We start from the raw sequence: 24,749 nt of genomic DNA, 5'->3' as shown, positions 1-24,749 counted from the left end.
GCTCTCGGGTGACGAAGTCGTCACCCGCCACCGCGGTCTTCAGGCAGATCGGCGTTTAGGAGTCTTCTCCCGGGCCGTAATCGCCGGTTGTTGCATCGAGGCGGATCACGCCGTATGTCCAGCCGCGGCGACGATAGGCGGCACACGGCTGCTTCGTCTCCTCGTCGATGAACAGGTAGAACGGGTGACCGACCAGCTCCATCTCATCGATGGCCTGCTCGACGGACATCGGCTTCGCCTCGTAGAGCTTTTGGCGCACGATCGCAGGCGAATCGCCGAGCTGGGTTTCGACTTCCTCACCGGGCTCGCGCGGAATTCTGCGCTCTTCCTCCTCCGTCTCCGTTGACGGCTTGGCGAGCAGTTCGTCGATCGGGAGATCCTCGACCTGATGTTCGCGGCGATCTCCCTTCCTGCGGTTCTTCCTCTTTTCCTGCTTGCGGCGAAGCCGTTCAAAAAGCTTTTGGGCGGCAAGGTCAAGCGCGCCGTACCTATCGGATGCTGATGCCTCTGCCCGCACCACCGGTCCCCTATCGCGAACCGTGATCTCGATTCGCTCGGACGTATCAACTTGGGAAGGGTTGGCCTCGTGCGTGATTTCTACTTCCACACGCTGCGTGTATGGCGCGTATTGCTCAATTTTTTGAAGCTTGTCCTCAACGTGTGAGCGGAAGCTGCCCTTAACCTCAGTGTTTCTACCGGTGACTACGATTTCCATGATGACCTCCTATGGCCATGGTCGAAAAGTGGGTCTAACCCAAAAACTTCACGCTCGCCCCCAGCGAGCTCTTCATCACCTCCACCTGCGGTTTTGACCTTTTCATTACCGAAAGTTTGGTTGGTATTAGTATACGGCGAACTCTCACGAAATGTGACCTATCCCTCGCATTTGCCGCGGATCTCGCGTCGCGGCCAGAGTAAATCCAGCAATGACGCGACCTCCGGCAGATTTCACCGCACGCGAAGCTCCCGCGAGGGTCGCGCCGGTGGTGACGACGTCGTCGACGAGCACCACATCCGTACCGCGCAGGTCCACGCCCGCGGCGATTTCCACGGCACGCGCCTTCCGCCCGCGCGCCTCCAGTCCGCGCCCCCTGCGCATCCGCCTGCGCACGAGTACGTCCGCGTACTCGGCGTCGAGCACCTCAGCGACCTCCTCCGCGATCACGCCCGCCACGAAGCGCCCGCCTCGTGCGCGCTGCGGAGAGGATGGAGCCGGCACGACGACGGTGCGCCCGGCTCGCGCAGGAATCTCCACGGACTCCCGCGAGGACACGAGACCGGCAAATGCCCAATCCAACCGACGGTCGGCCACGTTCTTCCAGCGCACGATCGCTTTCGCCACGCATCCCGCGTAGTCCGCGAGCGCGAGCACGGGAAAGGGCGAGGTGTCCGCTCCCCCGTCGGCGCTGACGTGGCTGAGATAGGGCAGGTGTTCTTCGACGCGGTACCACGCCTGCGAGAACTCGGCTCGGCACGTCTTGCACAGGTCCTCGTCCCACTGACCACAACCCGCACACCATCGCGGGAAGACGATATCGAGAGCATCGTTCCAGAGCTCGTTGAGCCACTCGTGAAGCCCTTCAGGCCATGCACTCTGAAGCCATGCAGCCTGAAACCTTGAACTCAGACATCCTAAGCTCAATCCTGATCGGCGAGTCGCAACCATGAACCAAGTGTGGCAGGTCGCGTGTTGTCACAGCCCCGGAGTCTGCACCTTATGTGGATAGCGCCCGCGGCCCGGAGCCTGTGGAGAAATCGTGGCGCCAGGGCACGCCTATCCGAAGCATGCCAGGCGCAGGGTCTATCCGGGATAGGCCGGCGACGTCACGCCCTCGGCCGCGCGCCGCCATCCGGTGCCGTCGAAGGAGAAGAGGTTGCCTTCGTCGTTTTGAATGACGATCGAATCCACCCCGCGGCCCGATGTGAGCGAGACGAGGTTATTGATCGCGGCGAGAGAAACGGGAGGCACGCCTAGTCCGACGATGTGGATTCCGCTCGCGCCCTGATTGCGAGTCACCGCAGCCACGCGGACCTCGGACACCCACGACACCTCGGTCACGTCAACGAGCGATTGCCCAAAGCGCTTGGAGTTTCCGATCTCGAGTGGCGTGCCATCGGCGTCTCGCGCGATGGCCACGGCATTAATCTGCACGTCACCGCCCTGGTCGGTCACGATCGCCATGCGCGTTCCCTCGCGAGAAACGGCAACATCGCGCACCGTGAGGCCTTCGAGCCACGAGAGCTGGAACGCCATGCGCTCGCCCGTGTGGAGATTAACGGCCACAAGCTCGTCAGATGCCGTCCGCTCGGCAGACCACACCCAGTCGTGCGCATCGATCGACGGCGCCACGAGTTGGCTCCCCTCGAGGAGCGCGATCGACGGCGAGCCCACGAAACTCACGGCGTAGATGGTGGCTCCCCCGTTGCCGAGCGCAGCCGCCCACGTTGCCGGTTCGTTGTAGGCGGGCGTGATCGCGGTCAGGTCGAGTCCGGCCACGGCCTGCGGCGCAATCGGTACGACGTCGCCGCCACTGATCCGGGCGGGAACGCCGTCGCGCAATCCGGTGAGCGTATAGGCGGCGTAGGGATAGGAGCTGAGGTCCATCTTCGACGGCACGTTGAGTTCCGAGCCCTCCGAGGTCAGCACAACACTTTGGACCCCCGGCACGTTCATGAGCGTTTTCGAGACCTGCGCTTTAAACGCGATGAGGTCCGTTCCCTGCAGCGAGGCCACGTCGGAGGAAAAGTCCACCCGTGCCACGCCGTCGGTAATCGTCACTCCGCGGCTCGTCAGCGACGTTTCGGGTGGAATTGCCGAGTGCACGCCGGTCGCGAGCCACGAGGACGGCCCTTGGAGCAGCCCGTTGATTGCGTTGGTCACCCGGCCGGAGTTCAAATACCAGCGTGCTTCGGGCACGAGCGCCGCGCGATCGGGCGTGAGGAAGTAGAGCAGGGTTTCGCTGTAGAGCGACTCGAAGATCGAGCTGGGGATGACGATCCCGTCGTCCAGGGCAGCGATCCGCCACTCCCCGTCCGGATTCTTGACCAGCGAATACTCCGCGTTCACAATCACGTCCGGTGTTGCCACCGAGTAGCGGCCGCGGTCGTCAAGCGTTCCCGCAGCACTGGCGCTGACGCGGATCGCGCCATTGCGCGTCTGGGAAATTGCGGGGCTTTGGCTGTCTTGATAGACGCGTATCTCGGTGGTCGGGTTCCAGCGTGTTGCCGCCTCTGTTGTGAGGAACTGCCGGGCCACGGAGAAGTCGCCCGAGATCCCCGCGCCCGATGCGCGCAAGAAGTCCGTCACGAGGTTTTCCGGGGTAGATCCGGGGGTTGGGCCCTGTGGGTCGAGGACCACGCCGCCGTCAAGGTTGGTGGGTCGGTCAACTTGGTGCGGCTCGCCCGACGTCGGCAGTCCCGCACACCCCGCGAGCACCACCATGAGCGCGGCCAGCAGCGCTATCAAACGCTTCACGAGACCTCACCGCCGATGTGCTTATCGTCGAGGCGCAGCTCGGCGGCCGCATCCGGGTCGTCTTCCACGACGACGTTAAACGGGCTGTCCTCCGGACCTGCCGGGGTCTCGCCGGCTCCCGCACCGTCATCTCCGACCTCAAGCTCCTCGCTGACAGCTTCCTCGTAGGGTACGGGCGCCTCGAGCGCGATCGGCGGAATGAATGATTCGTGGGGTTCCTTCGGCAGCGTGAGAAGGAACGTGGAGCCGACGCCGAGCTCGCCGGCCACTTCGAGCGTTCCGCCGTGGATTTGGGCGTCTTCGCGGGCGATGGTCAGGCCGAGGCCGGTGCCGCCAGATTTCCTCACGCGAGAAGAATCCGCTCGCCAGAAGCGGTCAAAGACGTGCCGGATTTGTTCGTCGGAGATTCCGATGCCGTGGTCTTGCACCATGATGGCCACGGCCGTGTCGTTCGCCGTCACGACGACGTTCACAGGGCGTCCCTCGGCGTGTTCGAGAGCATTGACGAGCAGGTTACGAGCCAGCCTGCGCACCCTGCGCGGCTCGATTTCCGCCGTCGTGTCTCCGCTCGCCTCGTACGTGACGCGCACGCCGTTCGAGTGGGCCAACGGCTCGGATACCTCGATGACCTCTTCGACCAGGTCGCCGATATTCGCCAGCTCGGTGGCAAGCGTGACGCCGCCGGCGTCGTAGCGCGAAATCTCCAGCAGATCCGCGAGCGTGGCATCGAGGTTCAGAAGCTGGTTGTACTGAAGCTCGGCCGCTCGCTTGAGGCTCGGGGGTAGATCGTCGCGGTTGTCGTAGATGAGCTGACCCGCCATTCGCACGGTCGTGACCGGCGAGCGCAGCTCGTGGGAGACGGCCGAGACGAACTCGGTTTGCACCTTCGAGATGCGTTCCATCTGAGTGAACTGGGTTTCGAGGGATTCGGCCATCTGGTTGAACGACGTGGCGAGCTGCGCGATCTCGTCTGAACCGCGCACCTCCATGCGGGTGTCGAACTCGCCGTCTGCGAGCTGGCGCGCATTTGCGGACGCCTGCCGGACGGGCGAGAGCACCCAGCGCATGACGGCCCACGTGACGAAACCGAGAATGACCAGCAGGGCGGCCACCGAAATCCACATGACCCGGATCGTCGTGGAGATGAGGTCTTGCTGGTTTTCCAGCGAGTATGCGGCGTAGAGCTCATAGGTGCCCGAGCCGGGGATCTCAAGGGTTGTGCCAACAACGATTCCGGGCAGCAGCGAGTCAGCGTCTGGAATGCCGGTGGACTGCCAGCCGATCTCGTCGCTTTCCCGGACGATGTCACGCAGCTCGGGACTCACGAGTGAGCGCACGCGTGTGGCAGATGCCGTGGCCGGTTCGAAGATCTGGGTGGCGACTGGCGGCTGGTCCGGCGAGCGCAAAAGCACGGCGCCCAAAACGCCGCGCGCCGGGTCGTACATCGACGAGACCAGCCCGTTCGCTACCTCCTGGGTACGGCCAACGGATGGCGACGACGACGCGAAGCGGTCTTGGGCAAGCTGAACGTCAGTGGAGAACTGTTCGATGTTGGTCTCCACGGCGGCGTCGAAGACGGAGGCGCGAACCTGCGTGGAAATCGCAAACCCCAAGATGACGATGCCGAGAAGCCCGGCAGCCACGATGGACACAATGACCCTGAGAGATAGGGATGACAACCAGCGTTCACGCAGGCCATCGATTCGGCGTGCGACGGAACGGAATCGCGCGCCAGCCGAAGCCGGCTCGCTCACGAGTTCGAATTTCCTGCCCGGTAGCCGACTCCACGGACGGTGAGAACGACCTCGGGGTTCTCCGGATCCTTCTCAACCTTCGAACGCAGGCGCTGAATGTGAACGTTGACGAGCCTCGTATCGGAGGAATGGCGGTAACCCCACACCTGCTCGAGCAGCTCTTCACGGGTAAAGACTTGGAATGGCTTGCGCGCGAGCACCGTCAACAGGTCAAACTCGAGCGGCGTCAGATGCAGCGCCTCGTCTCCCCTGCGAACTTCGTGTGCCTTGAGATCGATGTCGAGATCGGCGATGGTCAGGGTTTCGGATTCGGGCTCCTGGCGGCGCAACCGAGCCTTGACACGGGCAAGAAGAACGGAGTTTTCGAACGGCTTGGTCACGTAATCGTCCGCGCCGGCTTCGAGTCCGGCGATGACGTCCACCGAGTCCGTCTTCGCGCTCATCATGATGATCGGAACGTCAGACTCTTCGCGCAGTGCGCGAGCAACGGAAACGCCGTCCATGCCAGGGAGCATGACATCGAGAAGTACGAGGTCCGGGTGTTCGGCTCTGAACAGGGGCAGCACAGAATCACCATGAGCACACGCTGATACCTCGTAACCTTCACTCTCGAGCAAAATAGCTACCATTTCCGAGATCGCGGGATCATCGTCAACTACAAGAATGCGCACTGTCATCGTCTGCCTTCACCTTTTGAGCTCCGCTAAGCTATGGCCCGATCATACCAGCAACGCCCTCATACCTCCGAGGGATGGACTACCCGCGACGCCCCAGCGCGATCGGGTAAATTGGTTCTAGAGTTTTAACGAAAGGCCACCCTGATGTCAGCTTGGGATAGCGATCCGTTTGGCGCGAACCAAAACACTCCGCGCGATGGCAACGATGAACACGAAACTCCAAACTATCAACCAGATATGAATTCGCGCGTCGATTCCTGGCGCAGCGTCATTCCGATGCGCCCACTGTCAGTGGGCGAAACGTTCGACGGCGCCGTGCGGCTCATCCGATTCAACCCGGTCGCGTTCATCGTCTTCCCCCTTATCGTGAACCTCGTGGCGGGTGCCACCAACATTCTTGTCACCCTCGCTCTCGGAGAAAGCACGTTCACCGGCGGAAGCGGAGGTGCCAACTACGCGGTGGTGATCTCGCTCGTCACGAGCATCGTCACCCTCGCCGCCAACCTCATCGTGCTCGTCGCCGGCACGCGCGTCACGCTCGCTACGGTTCGTGGTGAGAAGCTCACTCTCGGCCAGACCTTCGCGCTCGCGAAAGGTCAACTGGTCAGCATCGCGGCGCGCATGCTCGGGCTATTCCTCTTCATCACGCTCGCCATGGCGCTGTATATATTCATGTTGTCTGCTCTCCTTGCGGCTCTATTTGACAACATCGGTGACAGCTCGTCGGGCTTCTTCTGGGGGATTGTTGGCTGGCCAATTTTGGCGATCATTCTTGCCTTCCTCGCGTTCTACCGGTTCACGGTCACCGCGCCTGCCATGGTCGCAGAGGATATTGGACCCATCAGTGGTCTCTCACGCTCCTGGCACCTGACCAAGGGATCGCTGGGCTACTTCATCGGTCTTCTTTTCTCCATGATCGCGATCGGAATTGGCCTCGGCATCATCATCAGCTTCATTTTCATCACCTTTGCGGGTCTTGGTGGCACAAATTCCACCGACAATCCGGGCGTCGTCCTCGTGAGTGGAGGTATCGGCAGTGTCCTCGCCGCACTGCTCGGCGCGATTGTCATCGCCCCGATCGTCACCGCTGTCACCAATCTCGTGTACGTGAACATGCGTATGAAACGCGAGAATTTTCATCAGGATGCGCTATTCCAAGCCGGCCGCGAGATTACCCCCGCTCAGCGTGATCAGCTACCCAGCGGGTACGACGCAGGCCAGCCCGGCTACGGCGCACAGCCCGGCTATGGCGAACAGCCCTATGGCGCACAGCCCGGCTATGGCACTGGCCAGCCCGGCTACGGCGAACAGCCCTATGGCACACCATCGAGCTGGGCCCCGGACGGAGGTTACACATCCGGTTCAGGCACCAGCGGGTATGGCCAATGGTCGAGCCAGGCCGATGGTTCCCAAGCCGAGCCTCAAGGTGACGCGTGGGGTATCGACGAGCAGCGGCCTCATTGGTACGGTGCGGATCCCGAGGACGACTCGCCGAGCGAGAACCGCTGGTAATCACTGCCGATGTTCCTTGCCCCGTTCACTCCGGATTCCGACGACGCCCAGCGCCTCGCCGCCGATGAGCTTGCCAAGGGCATGTATTCCGATACGCCCTCGATTGCAGAACGGTTCTTTCAATGGTTCGGCGAAGCTGTATGGCGTGTCACCACCACGATCGATCCGACCGAGGGCGGAGCAGGTAGCTACATCGCGATATTTCTCGTCATTGCCATTATTGGGGTAGTCATTTTCTCTGCCCTGAGGCGCTCGCGCCTGGGGCATGGCAGCTCCGGGCGCGGTGCGCGCACCGAGCTCTTTGACGACGATCGCTCATCCAAACAACTCTTCGCAGCTGCCAACAAGGCTGAGAATGCCGGCGATCTCAATCTCACTGTGGTCGAACTCTATCGAGCAATCATTCGCGCGCTCGACGAGCGAGCGCTCATCACGGTCGTGCCGGGTATGACGGCTCTCGAAGCTGCACGCGCGGGCTCGCAGCGCATCGGCGCCCCAGAGCTCTTCTTCAGGTGCGCCTCCACGTTCAACGAGATTTACTACTGGTCAGGTCAAGCAACACCGGATGACGTCCAAGCGCTACGAGCGCTCCACCACCAAGCCGAGACCGCGGCGGTGAGTGCATGACGTCCGCACCCGTGAAACCAAAAGGACCAAGCGCCCTCACCATCATCCTCACTATCGCGGCGATCATGGCCGTGCTCATCATGGTGTTGGTGCGCGTCCCGACCAAGGGGATCGCGATGTCGCCGTCGTCGACAGCCAAAGACGGGACCCGCGCCGTTGCCGAAATCCTTCGTGATAACGGCATTGCGGTCGAGGAGATCACCACGCTTGAGGCGGTGACGCTCGCGGGACCAGAGACGACGCTCGTCATCCATTCGCACATGGACGACGACGCGCGAAAGGCTCTCATTGACTCTCGCGCCACGATCGTCCTCATCACGGGTGTCGAACTCGAGGAGTGGGGTTTTATCGGGACGGTCCACCGCAAGCACGACATCAGTTTGCGGGCCGAATGCGAGGATCCCGATGCGCAGGAAGCATACAGGATCAGCCCGATCAGGTGGCTCTACAAACCGGAAGTCCCCGGCGGACACGGCTGCTTCCCCGGCGCGGAGGGCTACGGCTGGTTCCAGCACCCCGATCACCCACAGATCTCGTATCTTCCCAGCTCCGCGATCCTGACGAACGAGTATCTTTCCCGAGAGGGCAACGCGGCATTCGCACTTCGTAAGCTCGGCTCGCAGCCCCAGGTCTACTGGGTCTCGACCGATGACAGCCGAGTGAACCCGTACTCGCAAACTGGCGCCTGGTCCGGACTTCCAGATTGGTTCTTCCCGCTCATGGGCGGCCTCACACTGACACTGGGGTGGTGGGTCCTCTACCGCAGCCGACGATTCGGAAAGCTCGTGGCGGAGCCGCTGCCCGTCGTCGTGCCGGCATCCGAGGTCAACGAGGGCCGATCGATCCTGTACCAGCGTGGAAAGAACTACGGCCACGCCGCTCGCGCTCTGCGCGCCGCCGCGATTTCTCGCCTTGCCAAGGGTCGCGGGATCAGCGACGACGCCCGGCCCGAGATCGTCGTGGACACGCTCGCCCGCGCGAGCGGATACCCACCCGCCGTTATTGCCGACCTTCTATACGAGCGCCCAGTGACGGGTGATTCAGATTTGGTCACGCTCGCCACCGAGCTTGACAGATTCGAAAGGGATATCAATGTCCAGTAATTTCGCACCCCAAGGTTCGTTCCGGCCCGTCCAGAACGCGCCCTCGCCGCAGGCGCCTCCCCAATCGCCCAGCGCGGAGAAGTTCCGCAATCTGCGCGCCGAGATCGCGAAGGCCGTGGTTGGTCAGGAACACGCGGTGACCAGCGTGCTCATCGGCCTGCTGTGCGAAGGCCATGTCCTACTTGAGGGCGTACCGGGCACCGCGAAGACCCTGCTCGTTCGCTCGCTCGCGGCCTCCCTTGAGCTGGATGCAAAGCGCGTGCAGTTCACGCCCGACCTCATGCCGGGCGATCTGACGGGTTCGCTCATTTACAACTCGGCGGACGGGAAATTCTCGTTCCGGCCCGGCCCGGTGTTCACCAACCTCCTCATTGCCGACGAGGTTAACCGCACGCCTCCCAAGACTCAGGCGGCGCTGCTCGAAGCGATGGCCGAGCATCATGTCTCCGTCGATGGTGATCCGCGCGCCCTTCCCGAGCCGTTCATGGTGGTGGCCACCCAGAACCCCGTCGAGTACGAGGGCACCTATCCGCTGCCCGAGGCCCAGCTCGATCGATTCATGCTCAAGGTCAACCTCCCGCTGCCTCCGCGCGAGGTGGAGGTCGAGGTCTTGCGTAGGCACGCGGGCAACTTCGACCCCACGGATTTGACCACCGCGCAGATCCACGCCGTGGCCGGATCCGACGACGTGCTCACCGCACGCGCCGAAGTGGCTCAGGTCGAGGTCAACGTGCGAATTCTGGATTACATCGTGGATCTCGTTCGCGCAACGCGCGAGGCCCCGGCGGTCTCGCTCGGCGTGTCTCCGCGTGGTGCCACCGCCCTCCTGCACGGCGCTCGCGCGTGGGCGTGGCTCTCCGGCCGCTCCTACGTCACTCCCGACGACGTCAAGGCGCTTGCCCTGCCCGCGCTCAACCACCGCATCCAGCTGCACGCCGAGGCGGAGCTCGATGGCATCACCAGCCGGGCCGTGATCGAGTCGATTCTCAGCTCGGTGCCGGTGCCGCGCTAATGTTTATCCGCCTGCCCGCCGTCGGGTTGTCGCTCATCGGTGTCGTGCTCGCTGTTGCGATGCGCGACACCGATCCTGCGCTGCTCATAACCGTGGTGCTGGCGCTGATCATCGTGGTCGACGCCGCGCTAGCGCCACCCCCGGCCCGGCTCGAGGTCTCCCGTTCGGGCACGGCCTCGACGCGCGTGGGCGAATCGGCGTCGGCGCAATTGACCATTACGAATCCCACTCGGCGGCAGGTCTCCGGTCAGATCCGCGATGCCTGGCCGCCCTCGACGGGCGTCACTCCCTCCCGCCACGCGCTGCGCCTGCCGGGCGGGAGCTCGCAGACCGTGGATGAGGCCCTCACGCCCACGCGCCGCGGCACGGTCACGTCTCACGCGATCACCATCCGCACGAACGGGCCTCTGGGGCTGGCCGGCCGCCAACGCTCATTTCCCACGAACTGGCGGATCAAGGTCTTGCCCCCGTTCGTCTCACGCCGCCAGATTCCCTCGCGTGTACGCCAGCTTCGCGAACTGGACGGGCGCGCCCTGCTCCTCGTGCGCGGCGAGGGCACCGAGTTCGACTCCCTGCGCGAGTACGTGGCCGGAGACGACGTGCGCGCCATCGATTGGCGATCGACCGCCCGGTTGGGCGATACCGTCGTTCGCACGTGGCGCCCCGAGCGCGACAGGCAGGTCGTCGTCGTGCTGGATTCTGGCCGCGGCGGAGCACTGCGCGTGTCTGACGCCCCGGCATTCGACGCCTTCATCGAAGCCGCTCTCCTGCAATCGGCGATCGCCCAGCGCGCCGGCGACCGCGTGAGCGTGATGGCGTTCGACGACGACGTTCGGGCCCGGCTCGTCGGACACAGCGATCGGGCGATCACGCACACGGTGGCTCAGACGCTGGCGGACGTCGAGCCCACGCTTCATGCCACCGACTGGACGAGCCTTCCCACCCACATCGCGGCCATCACGAAGCGGCCGGCGCTCGTCGTCATCCTCACGACGCTCAGCGGCGCAGCGGCGTCGACGGGACTCTTTGACGTGATCCCGGAGCTCAAACGCTCCCACACCGTCATAATCGCCTCCACTCAGGCCGATCCGTTCGACCCGCCGGCGGAGATGGATGCCGAAGCCGCATTCAATCGCGCGGCTTACGAGCGCGCGCAGATCGAGGCCAAGAATCTCGTGCGATCAATCGAGCGCACCGGAGCCATCGTCGTGCGTGCGAGTGCGGAGGAGCTGCCCGTCGCCGTCGTCGATACCTATATTGATCTCAAGGCGCGCGGACGACTGTAAGACGCACAGACGCCTCTAAGACGCGTCGGCGTCTGTGAGGTGCGCCGGTGCCTCTAACGTTCACCCCGGCTAGGCGGCGTAGACGATGAGGTCGCGCTTTTCCGGTATCCGGGAGGCCTGGCCGCCAAAGACGTAGACCCAGAGCCAGAACGCGAGGAGTACGGCGGCGCCGATCGCGATCTTCAGGCCCCACGCAATGTAGGACGGGGTGACGAACCCTTCCACGAGCGCCGAGACGAAAAGTACACCCACAAGACCAAAGGCCACGAGCATCGTATGCTTGCCCTCTTTCGCGAGGGCGGTGGTGCGCGGGAGGTCACCGGGCACGAGGAACGCCCAACAGAGCCGGATTCCCGCTGCGCAGGCCACAAAGATCGCGGTGAGCTCCATCAGGCCGTGGGGAAGAATGAGCTGGAAGAAGATGTCGAGCGAGTCGAAGTGATTCATGACCGCGGCCGATTGACCCACCGACACCGCGTTGATCAGGAGCACCCACGCCGGGAAGATGCCTGTGATTCCCCCGCCGATCATTTGGATGGCCAACCATGCGTTGTTCGTCCAGACCATTCCGCCGAAATCGAAGCCGGGATACTCACGGTAGTAGGCGGCGAAGGCCTCGTTGGCGTAGCTCTCGAGGTACCGCTCGGATCCGAGCAGGCTGATCTGGTTTGGATTTTGTGCAAAGTACACTAAGACAAGGCCGAAGACGGCTATAAAGACGAGGGTCACCGCGTGGATCCACCAGCGAATCCGATAAAACGCGAAGGGCATCGTGACCGTCAATGCGCGCCGCAAGCCATGTAGCGTGGAGCCGCGACTCTGAGTGAGGCGGCTGCGCGCGCCAGAGACGGTGGCTGACAGGGTCAAAATGAGATCCGGATCGGGAGCCTGCGTGCGAATCGTGGCCAAGTGCGCGGCCGCAGCTTGGTAGAGCTGAATGAATTCATCGGATTCCGCGCCGGTGAGGGAGGACTTGTCTGTGAGAAAGCGAAGCCGCGACCACTCGGATTCGTGGGCCTTTGCGAACGCTAAACTTTCCATACGACTACAGTGCCACAGGAAAAGCACTTTTTGAATGTAGTCTTATACGGTGATGGAACGACACGACGCGCCCCCTGACGCAATCATCACAGGTGAAGGCGTCGCACTCGAGCTTCCGGCGGCCACAGCCCTCTCGCGCATGGGTGGCGGCCTGTTGGATTACGGGCTCCTGTTTTTCGGGTGGCTCTTCGTCATGATTCAAACTCCGTTCGATCTCTTAATCACGAACGATGCTCTGGGTGCGGTCTACTTCGTCGCATGGTCAGCCATCTTCTTCTGGTTGGTTCCCGCCCTCGTCACGGCCGGCATGAGGGGTTCTTCGCCCGGCCGCGCGTTGACCAAGACGCGCGTGGTCACGATCGACGGCGGCACTGTCACCATGTCACAGGCCTTCATCCGAGCAACGGTTGGCGTGTTTGAAATCTGGCTCACCTTTGGCGTGCTCGCCAGCGTGTCCGCCTTCGTGTCCAAGCGCGGGCAGCGCTTCGGCGACATGGCCGCTGGCACGTACGCGGTTCGCTGGCCTCGATACACCTCGTGGGAGCCCAACGTGTCGATGCCGCCGGAACTGCTCGAATGGGCAAATCTTGCTCAGTCCCGCCCGCTACCGACGGGTCTATCGCTGAACGTCGCTGACTTCCTCAAGTCTCGCGCGCGTCTTACACCCCAGGCCCGCCAAGTACAGGCGCGCGCTCTTGCCACGGCGTGTGAACGGTACGTCTCCCCTCCCGCGCCGCGCGGCACGGATCCCGAGGCGTTCATCGAGGCGGTCACAATCATTCGCTACACGGTTGAACGCCGGCGCTACGAACGCACGAACACGCGGCGCTCCCGCTTCAACGAGCGGATTTCCGCCATGCCATACGGGCTATCCGAGCCGGCGACGACGTCCGAGCCGGCTAACCTTTAGTAGTTACCCCGCTGGCTAGTCGTTAGCCCGCTAGGTAGTCGATGTCCTCGGGCATGCGATTGAGTGCCGTGGCGAGCTGGCTCGTCACGATCGAGTGAATGAGCATGCGCGGATCGGGATCCGTGCGTAGCGCGCTGAGGATTGGCATGCGATAGAAAATAACGCGGCCGTGAATCTTCGCGGGGCGTTCAAACGGCAGGTATCGCGCGAGTGGCACTCCGCTTTCCCACGGCGCGGGATCGCCGCCAGGAACCTCCATGACTGCGAAGTCGATTCGCGCCATGGCCCTGCCCAGGCGCTTCTTGTATTCGCCAAGTTCCCACGCGAGGAGGTCGTCAAACTGGTCGGCACGAGTTCGCCAGCCGGGGATGGACATGGGCAGAATCGGCCCGCGCGGGCCACGCCCGTGACGATCGCGGCGGGGCGCATGTGACCTGCGGGGCATGTTCATGGCACTACCCTAGCGCCTCGATCACCAAACCCTCGCGAGCCACTAGGGTAAGACCCGTGAGTCCGATCCGTAAATGTTCCCGCAATAGGTGCCAGAATCCGGCCGTTGCGACCATGACGTATGGCTACGACGAAGCCACAGCCGTCATCGGTCCGCTTGCCCCCGTGCCGCAGGCTGGCGCCCTTGACCTGTGCAAGGATCATGCGAATTCCGTGACTGTACCCGTGGGCTGGCAAATGGTTCGGCTTCAGACCGACTTCGAAGACGCGCCGCCCTCGCCCGATGACCTCATGGCCCTCGCCGATGCCATCCGCGAGACCTCCCAGCGCGACGTGCCCCCGCCCCAGCCTGCTCAGCGCGAGATTCGCCGCCCGACGGCCGACGTCAATCGTCGCCCCCACACCCGCCCGCATTTCACGGTCATTCCGGGTGGGGATAACGACGACGATCCGGCCGAGTAGCCGCCACGTCTGGCCGCTGCGGGTGCGGCTGTGCGCCCGCTAGTTCTGCACGGTCAGTGTCACGGCCTGGCTGGTCGAAGAGTCCTGCGTCAACGGAACGGCCGCGACGCCGTCGTCGGAAGAGATCCATACGCTGCCGTACAGCTCGGTGTCGGCCGATACGACGACGAACCGAGCCTCGATCGGAATCTCGATCGTAGTCACGCCGTCCACGCGCACGTCCCGCTCGCTGACGCGCTCTCCCGATTCGTCGTAGGCGGACCACGTGGCCTGCGATGATCCGATGAGCACGAGGCGCGCCTCGAGCGGGCCAATAGCGGCCGCTCCCGCGTCGGCGATCGGTTCGTGCGCAGAGAGCCAGGCGACATCGCGGCCCGCGTCGTCGGTGCGGGTCGCGGACACGGCGGCCGAAATATCCGCGGAGGATTCCACCTCGATCGCGTAGGCGCCGGGTGCGAGGCCATCGAGCGTGAGGTCAAGGACTGAGCCGCCGGCCACCGCCACGTCAGATCCGCCCGGAAGTGGTGAGGTGCCGTCCTCGCCGACCACGGAGATCTGGACGGTCGCGGAGTCCTCGTTCGGGTTGACGACCCGCAGGGCGGACGTAGTGGCGGGATCGGGCAGCGTGGCGTCGTCACCGGAGCCAGGCTGCGAATCGATGACGAGGCCGGGGATGACGAGGTCAGTGCCGACGTCCGAGTTCGTCACCACGTCCACGCCGGCCGGCGTCACGCCGTCAAGCGCCGATGTTTGGAGCGAGGCCGTGAACGGGCCGGTGTCGGAGAACAGCCGGAGTGCGATGCGCGGGTCCGCGGGAAGGAGGCCGTCAAGGAGGACGGTCTGCGACGTGCCGGGTGCAAGGTGAAGCATCGAGTTCGCGCCCAGGTCGAGCTCGCCGCGGGAGGAGAACGCCGATACGGCGATCGAGACCTGCGTGAGGCCGGGGTTCGTGACCGTGAGCTGGAGGGATGACCCCACCTCGGACGATCCGCCGACCAGCCACGCGGTGTTCGTGGGCCACTGGCAGGGATTGACGGCCACCGCGCGCAAGTCCCCGGCGCTGGCGCTGTGGGTGCTGGCGCCCGCCACAATCCCGCCTGCCACCTCGAGCGTGCCGGTCAGTTCCGGGACGCCGAGCGAGGACGTCCCCGCGGCGCTCGCCGGCAGGGCGCCGTCGAACGTCTGAGATGAGCCCGCGCCGCCAGGAGCGAACGTCGCTTCGGGGGTGCCGAACGCGCCGGCCCAGCCGGTGATCTCCTCGTCCACGTTCTCGATGTTGATGCCGCCCTGGATCGTGCGGGCTATGCCGCCGTCGCACACGAGGGTCGACGCCGATTCGACGGCCGTCGCAGATGGCGCAGCGGCGAGGACGGGATCGCCGGGCGTCGAGTCGTAGCCGGCCACGGCCGTCCCCGCCGCGAGCACGACGGCGATTGCGCCGGTCAGGGCGGCAAGAACGTGCGTTCCGCGCTTGTTCTTTCTCATCCCACTACCTTTGCTCATTCCACGCCACCTTTGCGCCTGCGGATGGGCAGCGCGATCACGACGCTCGCCGTGAGGGCGAATGCCCCTGCGAGCATGAGGGCACGGTGGACCGGATCGTTGTAGGTGATCTCGATTGTTCCCTCCGCGCCTGCCGGCACGATCCACGCCTGATACCACGAGGGCGAGTGCGGCTCGAGCGCGGTGTCGCCGATGCTGGCCTGCCAGTGGGCGTCCGCGCGTTCGGCCAGGTGTAGCTGGCGTTCCTCTGCCGTTGAGTTGATATCCACCTCAGCGTGCACGACGCCGGCGCTGACAATTCCACCGTCGATGACCGCGCGCCCGGACGGTTCGCTCACTCGCCAGAAGGTGCCCGCCTCGCCGTCGGTCACGTATTGCAGGCCCGGAACGGTTTGGAGCCGGCCGATGAGTTCGGCGCGAAACTCTGCGGATTCGCCCTGCTCCAGTGGCGGGATGAGCACCACCGAGACGCCGTGCTGCGCGAGGGCGCCGCCCGCGTCCTCCGAGCCGGCAAGCAGCCCAAGCGTGACGGTGGCCAGATCGATCGAGGCCTCATCCCCCACGCCGAGCTCATTGGAGCCCGCAACGTGAACGGTATCGGCGTCGGCAAGCCCGCGAGCCATCGTGAACTCGTGAAGCTCCTGGCCGTGGCCGCGCCAGATCTCGGCGGCCACGCCGTCGGAGGACATGGTAAGCGCTAGGACGCGTTCGTGATTCCCGAATGCCTCCTTGGCGAGCGCCGGAACAGCCGGGGCGTGATCGCCAAGCACGGGATCGACGTCGTTGACGTGCCACAGCCAGCGCCCGCCCACGGCGAACGTCGCGATCGGCAGCGCGACCATCGCGAGCCCGCCGATGATCTGCGTGGCGCCGAAGTTGCGCCTGCGCATGGCTGTGCGCAGGGCGTGGGTGGCCGCGCCGATGGCGAACCAGAGGCCGAACCACGCGATGGACAGGCCAAGGTGCGGGGAGGCGTCGATGGTCTCGTAGCCGCCGGCGACGCCGCGGGTGCCCACGTTGGCGTACTGGGAGAGCGTGGCGTGCGCGAGGCCGAGCGCGGCGATCACCCAGCCTGCGCGGATCCACCACATTCGGTGAATCCTCAACAGCGCGAGGGCGGCCACCGCCGCGACGACGGCCAGGGGCACCCACGCCCATGCGTCGGCGGCGATGAGGTCGACCATCGCCCGCGCGCTGGCGGACCCGGCGGGCACGCCGGCCTGCGCGAACACCAGGTAAGAATCGGGGTGTGCAGCGAGGGTGGGCGCGAGGATAAGTAGTGCCGGTGCGGCGAGCCAGACCCACCGCTTGCGCCTGCCCGTGTTGAAAGCGACGCCGATGAGCGCAAGCACGGCGGCCACGGCGAGGTAGACCGGAGCCGCGGCCACGAGCACGCCGAAGGTGAGGGATGCGAGGCCGAGCGCGGCGGCGCTCCCCTGCCATGCGCGCACGACGGCGAACAGCGCGAGTGGGAGGAGCGAGTGCGCGACGACGGCGCCGATGCGCCCCGTGTGCAGGGCGTCGACGAACGGCGGCGCCACGATCCACAGAGTGGCGAGCACGATGCGTGCCACCCAGGACGTGGTGAGCCGGCCGGCGCCGAGGTAGGCGAAGCCGGCGGCGGCCGGGATTGCTAGGTAAAGGATGGCCGTGGCGAGCGCGCCGAGCGTCAAGCCGAACGGCTGGCCAAGGAGAAGCAGGGGAAGCGAGACCACCCAGAGCGGGTCAAGTGGCAGGGCGTGGCCGTCGCCCGAATCGAGCCACCCGTGCCAGGCGATACGCGCGAGATCGGTTACCTGGGTGGTGTCGGCGGCGAGTCCGCCCCCGCTGAGAACTCCAGCGGCGAACGTATTGAGATGGAAGACGATCGCAAAGACCACCGCGAGCGCGATTGTCAGCGCGAAGCCGCGGCGGGTGTGCCTGGCGAGGTCGGCGCGGGCCTTGATCGTGAGAGGGTCTGGCTGTTCGGCCAGGATCTTCGCCTCTTTCTTCGACCTGCGCGATTCCTTGAGGGCCACGCGAATGTCTGCAGGGCGCGCCTCAAGATCCCCGAGCGCGTCCGGCCCGACCTTTGCCACACTGGCCAGGCGCCGCCGCCCGCGGGCAAGCGCGTCGAGCGAGCCCACCATTCCGGCGGCTCCGCGCAGCTCCGCCCACGCGAGCGCGGGCTCCTTAAAGAAGAGCCGGCGTAGCGCACGCACCGGCGCGGCCAGAACATAGAAGACCACCATGAGTGGCACGAGCGGGCCCGGCGCCGCCAGCAGCGCGTTGTAGAGCTGGGCTGAGCGCCGCTGGGCGTAACTCGTATCGTTGTTCTCCCCCAGGCCAGCGCGCGCGTGGCGCACAACAGCCTTCGGTTCGACGACGACACGGTAGCCCGCCCTGCGAGCCCGGCGCGAGAATTCAAGACCATCGCCGAAGGGGCCGAGGTTCGGATCGAAGCCGCCGAGCTCATCCCACACCGCGCGACGCACGAGCATGCCGGCCGTTCCGACTGCCAGCACATCGGTGCGCGAGTCATACTGACCCTGGTCGCGCTCATCCTCTTCTATTTCGGGAACCCTGCGGGCCGTTCGGGTGGCGCGAATGCCCACCTCCACGACGACGGGCGTGCCGTCGTCGTCCCAATCAATCTGCTTTGGGCCCACCACGGCGATGCGCTTGGAGTTCTCTCCACGGCGCAGCAACACGTCGAGCGCGTCCGGCTCCGGGGCACAGTCCGCGTGCAGGAGCCACAGCCAGTCGGCGTCGTCGATATCGAGCTCCGCCACGATCTGACCGAGGTTCTCGCCCGTCGCCGCGACGATGGAGACGGACTCCGAATCGGGGTCGAGGTGCTCGTGAATGGGCTGGACCGCTTCCGAACTGTGGTTCGGAATGACGGCAACAATGCGATCGGGCTGATGCGTCTGGCCGCTCAGCCCCTGCAGTGTTTCGCCCAAAAAAGAAAGGTCACGACCGTGGCAGACCACAATTGCCGTAACCTTTTCTCTTGTCACATCTGTGACCACTTAACGCCCTCCGCCACGCGCCGCCTTACGTTCACGCGACATGCGCTTGCGGTCGTTGTCCGAGGTGCCACCCCAGATGCCGTGGCGAATATCGTTCGTCACTGCATACTCGAGGCACTCGGCGCGAACCGAGCAATTCTTGCAAATAGATGTAGCCGGGGCGGTCGATCCGCCCTTTTCCGGGTAGAAAATATCGGGGTCCGTTTGTGCGCAGAGTGCGTCTTCCATCCACCCGAGGGATTCCTGCTCAGCAAAGCCGTAGCCGAGATCGAAGATCCCCTGCATGAGGGCTTGCGCTACTCGAGGATCCTCCGGTGTATCCGCGGCCCGTAGTGGGGAAGTCGCCTTCGACAGCCTCATATGGTCCTCCAATTTCCGATGTGTCTATGTAAATTACATAGATGTAATCCCCTAAAGTCAAGACAGTTTGAACACTTTGTCTCTCCAATCGGCGTGTTGCCACGTGTTCTTCGAGGAAAATGTGAGATATTGCCGTCCTACCGTTCGCGAGGGCGCCGCAATCGCGCAGGTGAATCGGTAATTTTGCTGGAGAGCCTGCAATTTCGCAGGTTGTGTAAAAACTCTAACGCCCCCGCCCGCCCGTGGCACCATGAAACTATGACTCTCTCGCCCAGCGACCTCGCAGATCTTGCCGAACTCGCCGCCCGCGCCGTGGGCCCCGACCTCCTTACCGCATTCGAGGATCCGGGCCAGATCGAATACAAGCGCAATTTCCACGATCCCGTCACGGAGCACGATCGGCGCGCCGAGGCGGCCATCCGTGCACTCCTATTCGAGGGCGCCCCGGGCACTGTCCTACTCGGCGAAGAGGAAGGCCGCACGATTGACGTGCAGGGCCAGACCGTCGTCGCTGGTGATGAGGACGTGGTGTGGCTCGTCGATCCCATTGACGGCACGGCGAACTTCACGTCACGGCTGCCGTGGTGGTGCGTCTCGATCGCTGCGACGCGCGGGGATGACGTCATCATGGGCGTCATTTACCAGCCGTCGACCGACACGATGTACCGCGCGGACGACACGGGCGCCTACAAGAACGGCGAGCTGATCCGCGTGAACGACCAGCCACCGCACCGCACGCTGTTTACGGGCGGCTTCCCGGGCGAAAAGACCGCCGACTACGAGGGGGCGGCGCGCGGCTTCAAGCTCCTGCTGGACGAGACGAAGTCTGTGCGCCGGCTCGGCTCCACGGCGCTGCACCTTGCCGGCGTCGCCGATGGCACGTTCGGCGGAACGCTCGGGATGGGCACCCAGCCGTGGGACATCGGCGCTGGCATCGCGCTGATCCAGGCCGCCGGTGGCGTCGTCGTAGGCCTGACGGATGACCACGAACGGCGAACCACACGCATCTACGACTGCCCGCACTACGTGGGCGCGGCCAACGCTGATACCCTCGACCTCGCGCTGCGCGCCCTCGACGAAGTGGGTCCGCAGGCGTTTTACACCGACTATTTTGGGAGAACCTCATGACTCACGCGACGCCCACCGAGATTTACGAATCTCTCGTCGCCTCGGGCACCTCACCCGCGCTCGTCTGGTACGACGACAATGGCCGGGTCGAGCTGTCAGGGAAAGTGTTCGCCAACCATGTTGCGAAGATCGCCAACTACCTCGAGCAGGAGTGCGACCTCATGCCGGGTAGCCGTATCGTGCTCGACCTGCCGGTGCACTGGAAGTCGCTGGCGTGGGCACTGGGCGGACTGGTGGCTGGTGGCTTTGTGGTGGTCGGCCGCGAGAAGATCCACGACGACGAGCCAGGCACGATCGTTGTGACCGCGACCCCGCACGAGGTGAGCGCCGACGACCCCGATGACCTCGTGATTGCGCTCAACCTCGACAGCTTCGGCTTCGCGTGGGAGGGCGACCTGCCTGACGGCGTGGCCGACGGTGCCGCGGACGTCATGGGGCAGGCCGACGTGCTGTTGGTCGACGGGCTCGACGCCGACTCGAATGCGTCATTCTGGGCGAAAGTGCTGCCCGAGCTCCCCGAGGTGGAGCGTGCTGTTGTCGCGGAGCCCTCACTCGCCCAAGCCATCGCGGTGGCGTACTGCCTGTTCGAGCGCGGCAGCTCGGTGGTGTTCGTTGCTCGCGGTGGTGCTGGCTCGGACGCTGGTGCTGGCTCGGACGCTGGTGCTGGCTCGGACGCTGGTGCTGGCGGTGCCGCCGGTGCTCGCGGCGATGGCGAAGCTGGTAGCGGGCTGGATTCGCGCCTTACCGAGATCGCCCAGGCCGAGATGGGCACCGTCCTCGAGCTCTAGCGCCCCTCCCGCTCACCCCTTCCGCAACCGGGGCAAGTTCCGACCAAACCGGGCAGGAACTTCCTGCACCATTTGACCATTTCCTGCCCGCTTTGCAACAGGAGCCATGTGCGAGGCTCGCGGTGCACCAGACGCGGCGCCCGAGGCGACAACCCCTCCCGCAACCGGGGCGGGGGCGGGCTACCGGAAGCCGCCGAGAGCGGGCTAGCGGGAGCTCTTGGCCTGGGCCTCAGCGCGGCGTCGGAAGAAAAGCGCAATGAGCGCGCCCGAAATGTTGTGCCACACGGAGAAAATGACGCCGGGAAGAGCGGCCTCAGGGGTGGCCGCGAAGTGGGTCTTTGCGAGGGTGGCCGCGAGGCCTGAGTTCTGCATGCCCACCTCGATCGACACGGTGCGAGCCGTGCGCGGCGAGGTGCGGGTGGCGCGAGCACTCCAATAGCCAATCAACAGGCCCGCGAGATTGTGCAGGATCACCGCGGCGAACACCACAGCGACGGCGGTGCGCAGCGCCTCCACTGACCCCGGCACGAGCGCGGCCACCACGAGGGTGATGCCCAGCGTAGAAATCCACGGGAGCACAGGCAGAAGCTTGTCGATGGTCTTCGGGATGAGCAGGCGCAGGACCACGCCGCCCACCACCGGGATCACCACGGTCTTGGCGATCGAGATGGCCATTGCCCCGCCGTCGATCTCCGTCAGCGTGCCCGCAAGAATCTGCACCAAAATAGGCGTAAGAATCGGAGCGAGCAGAGTTGAGACGGTGGTCAGCGTGACGGACAGCGCCACATCCGCCTTCGCGAGGTAGGCCACCACGTTCGAGGCGGTGCCACCCGGCGCGCTTCCCACGAGTATCACGCCGATGGCGATCCCGGCCGGAAGATTCAGCAGATGGACGAGCCCAAAAGCCACGGCGGGCATGACGATGTACTGCGCGCTCACGCCGATCAGCACGGCGAGCGGACGCTCAGCAACGCGCTTGAAATCCTTCACCGTGAGCGTCAGACCCATCGTGAACATGATGAACCCAAGCCCTGGCGAGACGTACGGGGTCAGGTGAGCGGCCGTGCCCGGGAAGTGATACGCCCACACGGCGCCGAGAACAATAATGAGCGGAAAAACCGTCACCGCGACCAGTGCCGAGCGGTCCTCGGCGGTCATCGCCTTCTTACTCACAGTGAGCACCTTTTCCGGCCATGTGCACATCAGCCTTCGAAATCAGCCACAATAGGGATATGCGTGGAATTATTCTGGCCGGTGGATCCGGCACTCGACTTCATCCGATTACGCTGGGTACATCAAAGCAATTAGTCCCGGTTTATGACAAACCCATGATCTACTACCCGATGTCCACACTAATGCTAGCTGGCATTCAGGACATCCTCGTTATTACAACCCCGGAAGATGCGCCACAGTTCCATCGTCTGCTCGGCGACGGCTCGCAGTTTGGCATCAATTTGTCGTTCACCGTGCAAGAGGTGCCGAACGGCCTCGCGCAGGCATTCGTGCTTGGCGAGGAGTTCGTGGGTAACGAACCCGCCTCGCTCGTGCTTGGCGACAACATTTTTTACGGCCCGGGCATGGGCACGAAGCTCAGGCGCAACGTCGATCCCGACGGCGGCGCGGTGTTCGCCTACCACGTCACGGACCCGGAGCGGTACGGCGTCGTCGAATTCGATGAGAACTTCAAGGCGATCTCGATTGAAGAAAAGCCCGAGAAGCCGAAGTCGCCGTACGCGGTTCCCGGCCTGTACTTCTACGACAACGACGTCGTGGACATCGCGAAGAACCTCGAACCGTCGGCGCGCGGAGAGTACGAGATCACCGACGTCAACAAGGCGTACCTCGAGGCGGGCAAGCTCTCGGTGGAGGTCCTCCCCCGCGGCACCGCATGGCTCGACACCGGCACGTTCGACTCACTCGCCGACGCCACCGCGTACGTCCGCACCGTCGAGGCGCGCCAAGGCCTGAAGGTCGGCGCACCCGAGGAGGTTGCGTGGCGTATGGGCTTCCTCGACGACGACGAACTAGCGGCTCGCGCCGAACCGCTAGTCAAGTCCGGGTACGGCGAGTACTTGCTCGACCTCATCGAGCAAGGGAAGTAGCCGCGGGTACCAGGACATCGCGCGCGAATCGCCATATTCGACCGCGCGCGAATCGCCATATTCGAGCGCGCGCGATCTCCCAGAGGGGTGCTAACCCGCCGTTCACTCGGCGCTGATGTCGCAGTTCGCTGCCTACTTAGGCAAATTGTCGACAGCGTATTGCGCCTGCTCGGCCGTGAACTGCTCTCCGTAAGGGGAGGTCAGTTGCTCATAGATCTGGCTATTGGACATCGCCATGAGGTCGCGGTAATTCTGCGCGGACTTGAGCGCCTGTTCGTTCCAGTCCACCGTGACGTTGTTGATCGCATATTCCGCTTCGTCGGCCAGGAACTGCTCGCCATACTCCGATGTCAGTTGGTCATAGAGCCCTGCCTTCGAAAACGCCATCAGGTCGAGGTAGTTCTGCGCAGACTTGAGCGCCTGTTCATTCCAATCGACGTCAAGGTTTTGCATGGCATACTCGGCGGCTTCCGCGGGGAAACCTTCACCGTATGGTGAGGTCAGTTGGTCATAGAGCCCCGCCTTCGAAAAGGCCATAAAGCTGAGATAGTTCTCCGCAGATCGCAGGGCCGCCGCGTGCTCGGCGGGAACGGCCGGCTCCGCAGGCGCAGCTTCCTCTGTTGGCTCTGGCTCTGCCTCTTCTGTGGCCGTGACTTCCGGCGTCGGCTCTTCAGCAGGCTCGTCCGTTTCCTCAGCTTCGGTCGGCTCTTGAGTCGCCTCCGCCGTCGTCGCACTCGGGGTCGCGCTCGGCTCGGCCTCGACGTCGTCCGTTCCAGTCACCAACGCGGCAATGATGCCCACTCCCAGCAGGCCCGCGCCCGCCAGTGCCCACCACTGCTTGTACCACGGCTTGCTCTGCGCCGACTCGTGTTCAGGACCGCCGTAGAAACCCGAGGCCGGCGCCCCTTGGCCATCCGTCTGTGGATAATAGCTCGGCGTGTACTCCTGTTGGGGAGCCCAGGATTGGTTCGGCGAATACTGAGCTTGTTGACTGGCTGGTTGCTGAATAGTTGGCTGTTGCCCCGTTGGCTGGTATTCCGTCGGTTGTTGCTCGGGTGGCAGTGGATCGGTCGGTTGCTGACCTTTGTTCTCGAACATCGTGCTTACTCCTTCGTGATGTGTGCTGATGACATGAGCATTGCATCAAGAGCCTCCGACAAAATTTCGCGAATCAGCGACGCCGTCTGCTCACGCGTCCGAAAGAACCGCCACTTACTCGGCGCTGACGAATCGCACGTCGGTATGAATGGAGTCGCGCGCAGCCACTTCCGATCGCGACCACTTCCGACCGCGAGAGGCTTCTACGACAAGTTGTCCATCGCGTACTGGGCCTGTTCCTCTGTGAACTTTCCATCGTATTCGGAGATCAGCATGTCATAGAGCTCGTCACCTTCGACGTCATAGACGTCACGGTATTCTTCGGCAGCTTTGAGGGCCTGCTCGTTCCAATCCACGTCGACGTTTTCAAGAGCATAGTCCGCGGCCTCCGTCGAGAATCCATATCCGTACTCAGACGTGAGCAGGCGATGCAATGAGGCTTTGGAAAAA

23 protein-coding genes are annotated in these 24,749 nt (G+C 64.2%); 10 read left to right on the top strand and 13 right to left on the bottom strand.

What is annotated here, in order from left to right; translation table 11 throughout:
- Nucleotides 1-55: 55 nt before the first annotated feature.
- The 5 genes from hpf to mtrA all read right to left on the bottom strand — a co-directional run bounded on the left by hpf (nt 56) and on the right by mtrA (nt 5,906).
- The gene (hpf, locus tag ACHFFR_RS02630; protein ID WP_394262719.1) at nt 56-715 is read right to left on the bottom strand and encodes a ribosome hibernation-promoting factor, HPF/YfiA family; all 660 of its coding nucleotides are present in this window, start codon (nt 713-715) and stop codon (nt 56-58) included.
- A gap of 144 nt (nt 716-859) precedes the next feature.
- Nucleotides 860-1,666 carry a ComF family protein gene (locus tag ACHFFR_RS02625; RefSeq protein ID WP_394262718.1) on the bottom strand — a complete coding sequence of 269 codons (807 nt, stop codon included), beginning with the start codon at nt 1,664-1,666 and terminating at the stop codon, nt 860-862.
- Between the two features lie 135 nt (nt 1,667-1,801).
- Nucleotides 1,802-3,475, bottom strand: coding sequence for an LpqB family beta-propeller domain-containing protein (locus ACHFFR_RS02620; protein ID WP_394262717.1), 1,674 nt, complete (start codon nt 3,473-3,475; stop codon nt 1,802-1,804).
- Nucleotides 3,472-5,229, bottom strand: a complete 1,758-nt coding sequence (gene mtrB, locus ACHFFR_RS02615) for an MtrAB system histidine kinase MtrB (RefSeq protein ID WP_394262716.1) — start codon at nt 5,227-5,229, stop codon at nt 3,472-3,474. Before mtrB ends, ACHFFR_RS02620 begins: the two co-directional genes overlap by 4 nt.
- A complete protein-coding gene (gene mtrA, locus ACHFFR_RS02610) occupies nt 5,226-5,906 on the bottom strand; it encodes an MtrAB system response regulator MtrA (protein ID WP_394262715.1) in 681 nt (226 codons plus the stop codon). The genes mtrB and mtrA overlap by 4 nt, the downstream gene beginning before the upstream one ends.
- 237 nt (nt 5,907-6,143) lie before the next feature.
- Between mtrA and ACHFFR_RS02605 the strand changes: the two genes are divergently transcribed.
- Genes ACHFFR_RS02605 through ACHFFR_RS02585 form a run of 5 tightly spaced genes read left to right on the top strand, consistent with a single transcriptional unit; the run spans nt 6,144 to nt 11,446 of the window.
- Nucleotides 6,144-7,418 carry a glycerophosphoryl diester phosphodiesterase membrane domain-containing protein gene (locus tag ACHFFR_RS02605; RefSeq protein ID WP_394262714.1) on the top strand — a complete coding sequence of 425 codons (1,275 nt, stop codon included), beginning with the start codon at nt 6,144-6,146 and terminating at the stop codon, nt 7,416-7,418.
- Between the two features lie 9 nt (nt 7,419-7,427).
- A complete protein-coding gene (locus tag ACHFFR_RS02600; RefSeq protein WP_394262713.1) occupies nt 7,428-8,045 on the top strand; it encodes a DUF4129 domain-containing protein in 618 nt (205 codons plus the stop codon).
- On the top strand, nt 8,042-9,148 hold the full coding sequence (locus ACHFFR_RS02595) for a DUF4350 domain-containing protein (protein ID WP_394262712.1): 1,107 nt from the start codon (nt 8,042-8,044) through the stop codon (nt 9,146-9,148). The genes ACHFFR_RS02600 and ACHFFR_RS02595 overlap by 4 nt, the downstream gene beginning before the upstream one ends.
- Nucleotides 9,138-10,160, top strand: coding sequence for an AAA family ATPase (locus ACHFFR_RS02590; RefSeq protein ID WP_394262711.1), 1,023 nt, complete (start codon nt 9,138-9,140; stop codon nt 10,158-10,160). Before ACHFFR_RS02595 ends, ACHFFR_RS02590 begins: the two co-directional genes overlap by 11 nt.
- Nucleotides 10,160-11,446, top strand: coding sequence for a DUF58 domain-containing protein (locus ACHFFR_RS02585; RefSeq protein WP_394262710.1), 1,287 nt, complete (start codon nt 10,160-10,162; stop codon nt 11,444-11,446). Before ACHFFR_RS02590 ends, ACHFFR_RS02585 begins: the two co-directional genes overlap by 1 nt.
- A 69-nt stretch (nt 11,447-11,515) precedes the next feature.
- On the opposite strand, the gene ACHFFR_RS02580 is transcribed toward ACHFFR_RS02585, so the two are convergent.
- Entirely contained in the window at nt 11,516-12,487 is a 972-nt protein-coding gene (locus tag ACHFFR_RS02580; protein WP_394262709.1) for a stage II sporulation protein M, read from the bottom strand.
- A 52-nt stretch (nt 12,488-12,539) separates the two neighbouring features.
- On the opposite strand from ACHFFR_RS02580, the gene ACHFFR_RS02575 reads away from it, so the two are divergent.
- Nucleotides 12,540-13,397 carry an RDD family protein gene (locus tag ACHFFR_RS02575; RefSeq protein WP_394262708.1) on the top strand — a complete coding sequence of 286 codons (858 nt, stop codon included), beginning with the start codon at nt 12,540-12,542 and terminating at the stop codon, nt 13,395-13,397.
- A 22-nt stretch (nt 13,398-13,419) separates the two neighbouring features.
- Here the strand turns inward: ACHFFR_RS02575 and ACHFFR_RS02570 are convergent, their stop codons facing one another.
- On the bottom strand, nt 13,420-13,848 hold the full coding sequence (locus tag ACHFFR_RS02570) for a metallopeptidase family protein (RefSeq protein ID WP_394262707.1): 429 nt from the start codon (nt 13,846-13,848) through the stop codon (nt 13,420-13,422).
- Nucleotides 13,849-13,904: 56 nt separating this feature from the next.
- Between ACHFFR_RS02570 and ACHFFR_RS02565 the strand changes: the two genes are divergently transcribed.
- Nucleotides 13,905-14,309 carry a DUF3499 domain-containing protein gene (locus ACHFFR_RS02565; RefSeq protein WP_394262706.1) on the top strand — a complete coding sequence of 135 codons (405 nt, stop codon included), beginning with the start codon at nt 13,905-13,907 and terminating at the stop codon, nt 14,307-14,309.
- Between the two features lie 39 nt (nt 14,310-14,348).
- Here the strand turns inward: ACHFFR_RS02565 and ACHFFR_RS02560 are convergent, their stop codons facing one another.
- From ACHFFR_RS02560 to ACHFFR_RS02550, 3 genes are read right to left on the bottom strand one after another with little or no spacing between them, the layout of a single operon-like run.
- Nucleotides 14,349-15,794 (bottom strand): DUF5719 family protein, encoded by a 1,446-nt coding sequence (locus tag ACHFFR_RS02560; protein WP_394262705.1) that lies wholly within the window; start codon nt 15,792-15,794, stop codon nt 14,349-14,351.
- A gap of 14 nt (nt 15,795-15,808) precedes the next feature.
- Nucleotides 15,809-18,784: a glycosyltransferase gene (locus tag ACHFFR_RS02555; protein ID WP_394262721.1), complete on the bottom strand. Its 2,976-nt coding sequence runs from the start codon at nt 18,782-18,784 to the stop codon at nt 15,809-15,811.
- 39 nt (nt 18,785-18,823) lie between these two features.
- The gene (locus ACHFFR_RS02550; RefSeq protein ID WP_394262720.1) at nt 18,824-19,108 is read right to left on the bottom strand and encodes a WhiB family transcriptional regulator; all 285 of its coding nucleotides are present in this window, start codon (nt 19,106-19,108) and stop codon (nt 18,824-18,826) included.
- 333 nt (nt 19,109-19,441) lie between these two features.
- On the opposite strand from ACHFFR_RS02550, the gene ACHFFR_RS02545 reads away from it, so the two are divergent.
- Both ACHFFR_RS02545 and ACHFFR_RS02540 read left to right on the top strand, forming a co-directional pair.
- Nucleotides 19,442-20,311: an inositol monophosphatase family protein gene (locus tag ACHFFR_RS02545; protein WP_394262704.1), complete on the top strand. Its 870-nt coding sequence runs from the start codon at nt 19,442-19,444 to the stop codon at nt 20,309-20,311.
- Nucleotides 20,308-21,099 (top strand): TIGR03089 family protein, encoded by a 792-nt coding sequence (locus tag ACHFFR_RS02540; RefSeq protein ID WP_394262703.1) that lies wholly within the window; start codon nt 20,308-20,310, stop codon nt 21,097-21,099. The genes ACHFFR_RS02545 and ACHFFR_RS02540 overlap by 4 nt, the downstream gene beginning before the upstream one ends.
- Before the next feature lie 204 nt (nt 21,100-21,303).
- Here the strand turns inward: ACHFFR_RS02540 and ACHFFR_RS02535 are convergent, their stop codons facing one another.
- Complete coding sequence (locus tag ACHFFR_RS02535) at nt 21,304-22,272, bottom strand: bile acid:sodium symporter family protein (protein WP_394262702.1); 969 nt, start codon at nt 22,270-22,272, stop codon at nt 21,304-21,306.
- A gap of 59 nt (nt 22,273-22,331) precedes the next feature.
- Between ACHFFR_RS02535 and rfbA the strand changes: the two genes are divergently transcribed.
- Nucleotides 22,332-23,201, top strand: a complete 870-nt coding sequence (gene rfbA, locus ACHFFR_RS02530) for a glucose-1-phosphate thymidylyltransferase RfbA (RefSeq protein ID WP_394262701.1) — start codon at nt 22,332-22,334, stop codon at nt 23,199-23,201.
- Nucleotides 23,202-23,333: 132 nt separating this feature from the next.
- Here the strand turns inward: rfbA and ACHFFR_RS02525 are convergent, their stop codons facing one another.
- Nucleotides 23,334-24,299 carry an Ltp family lipoprotein gene (locus ACHFFR_RS02525; protein ID WP_394262700.1) on the bottom strand — a complete coding sequence of 322 codons (966 nt, stop codon included), beginning with the start codon at nt 24,297-24,299 and terminating at the stop codon, nt 23,334-23,336.
- A gap of 203 nt (nt 24,300-24,502) precedes the next feature.
- Nucleotides 24,503-24,749: Ltp family lipoprotein (locus ACHFFR_RS02520; protein ID WP_394262699.1), on the bottom strand; the 247-nt coding region annotated here is incomplete at its 5' end.

Origin of the sequence: Trueperella sp., from assembly GCF_043424875.1 — a bacterium.
GTDB lineage: Bacteria > Actinomycetota > Actinomycetes > Actinomycetales > Actinomycetaceae > Trueperella.
This window is presented reverse-complemented; position numbering and strand designations above follow the sequence as displayed.

Bases quoted from the DNA above. Each gene is read 5' to 3' on its own strand.
- ACHFFR_RS02580 (WP_394262709.1), bottom strand. From the start codon at position 12,487: ATGGAAAGTTTAGCGTTCGCAAAGGCCCACGAATCCGAGTGGTCGCGG.
- rfbA (WP_394262701.1), top strand. From the start codon at position 22,332: ATGCGTGGAATTATTCTGGCCGGTGGATCCGGCACTCGACTTCATCCG.
- ACHFFR_RS02625 (WP_394262718.1), bottom strand. From the start codon at position 1,666: ATGGTTGCGACTCGCCGATCAGGATTGAGCTTAGGATGTCTGAGTTCA.
- ACHFFR_RS02595 (WP_394262712.1), top strand. From the start codon at position 8,042: ATGACGTCCGCACCCGTGAAACCAAAAGGACCAAGCGCCCTCACCATC.
- mtrA (WP_394262715.1), bottom strand. From the start codon at position 5,906: ATGACAGTGCGCATTCTTGTAGTTGACGATGATCCCGCGATCTCGGAA.
- ACHFFR_RS02560 (WP_394262705.1), bottom strand. From the start codon at position 15,794: ATGAGAAAGAACAAGCGCGGAACGCACGTTCTTGCCGCCCTGACCGGC.
- ACHFFR_RS02540 (WP_394262703.1), top strand. From the start codon at position 20,308: ATGACTCACGCGACGCCCACCGAGATTTACGAATCTCTCGTCGCCTCG.
- ACHFFR_RS02570 (WP_394262707.1), bottom strand. From the start codon at position 13,848: ATGAACATGCCCCGCAGGTCACATGCGCCCCGCCGCGATCGTCACGGG.
- hpf (WP_394262719.1), bottom strand. From the start codon at position 715: ATGGAAATCGTAGTCACCGGTAGAAACACTGAGGTTAAGGGCAGCTTC.
- ACHFFR_RS02605 (WP_394262714.1), top strand. From the start codon at position 6,144: ATGAATTCGCGCGTCGATTCCTGGCGCAGCGTCATTCCGATGCGCCCA.
- ACHFFR_RS02575 (WP_394262708.1), top strand. From the start codon at position 12,540: ATGGAACGACACGACGCGCCCCCTGACGCAATCATCACAGGTGAAGGC.
- ACHFFR_RS02550 (WP_394262720.1), bottom strand. From the start codon at position 19,108: ATGCAGGGGATCTTCGATCTCGGCTACGGCTTTGCTGAGCAGGAATCC.
- ACHFFR_RS02525 (WP_394262700.1), bottom strand. From the start codon at position 24,299: ATGTTCGAGAACAAAGGTCAGCAACCGACCGATCCACTGCCACCCGAG.
- ACHFFR_RS02545 (WP_394262704.1), top strand. From the start codon at position 19,442: ATGACTCTCTCGCCCAGCGACCTCGCAGATCTTGCCGAACTCGCCGCC.
- ACHFFR_RS02590 (WP_394262711.1), top strand. From the start codon at position 9,138: ATGTCCAGTAATTTCGCACCCCAAGGTTCGTTCCGGCCCGTCCAGAAC.
- ACHFFR_RS02600 (WP_394262713.1), top strand. From the start codon at position 7,428: ATGTTCCTTGCCCCGTTCACTCCGGATTCCGACGACGCCCAGCGCCTC.
- ACHFFR_RS02585 (WP_394262710.1), top strand. From the start codon at position 10,160: ATGTTTATCCGCCTGCCCGCCGTCGGGTTGTCGCTCATCGGTGTCGTG.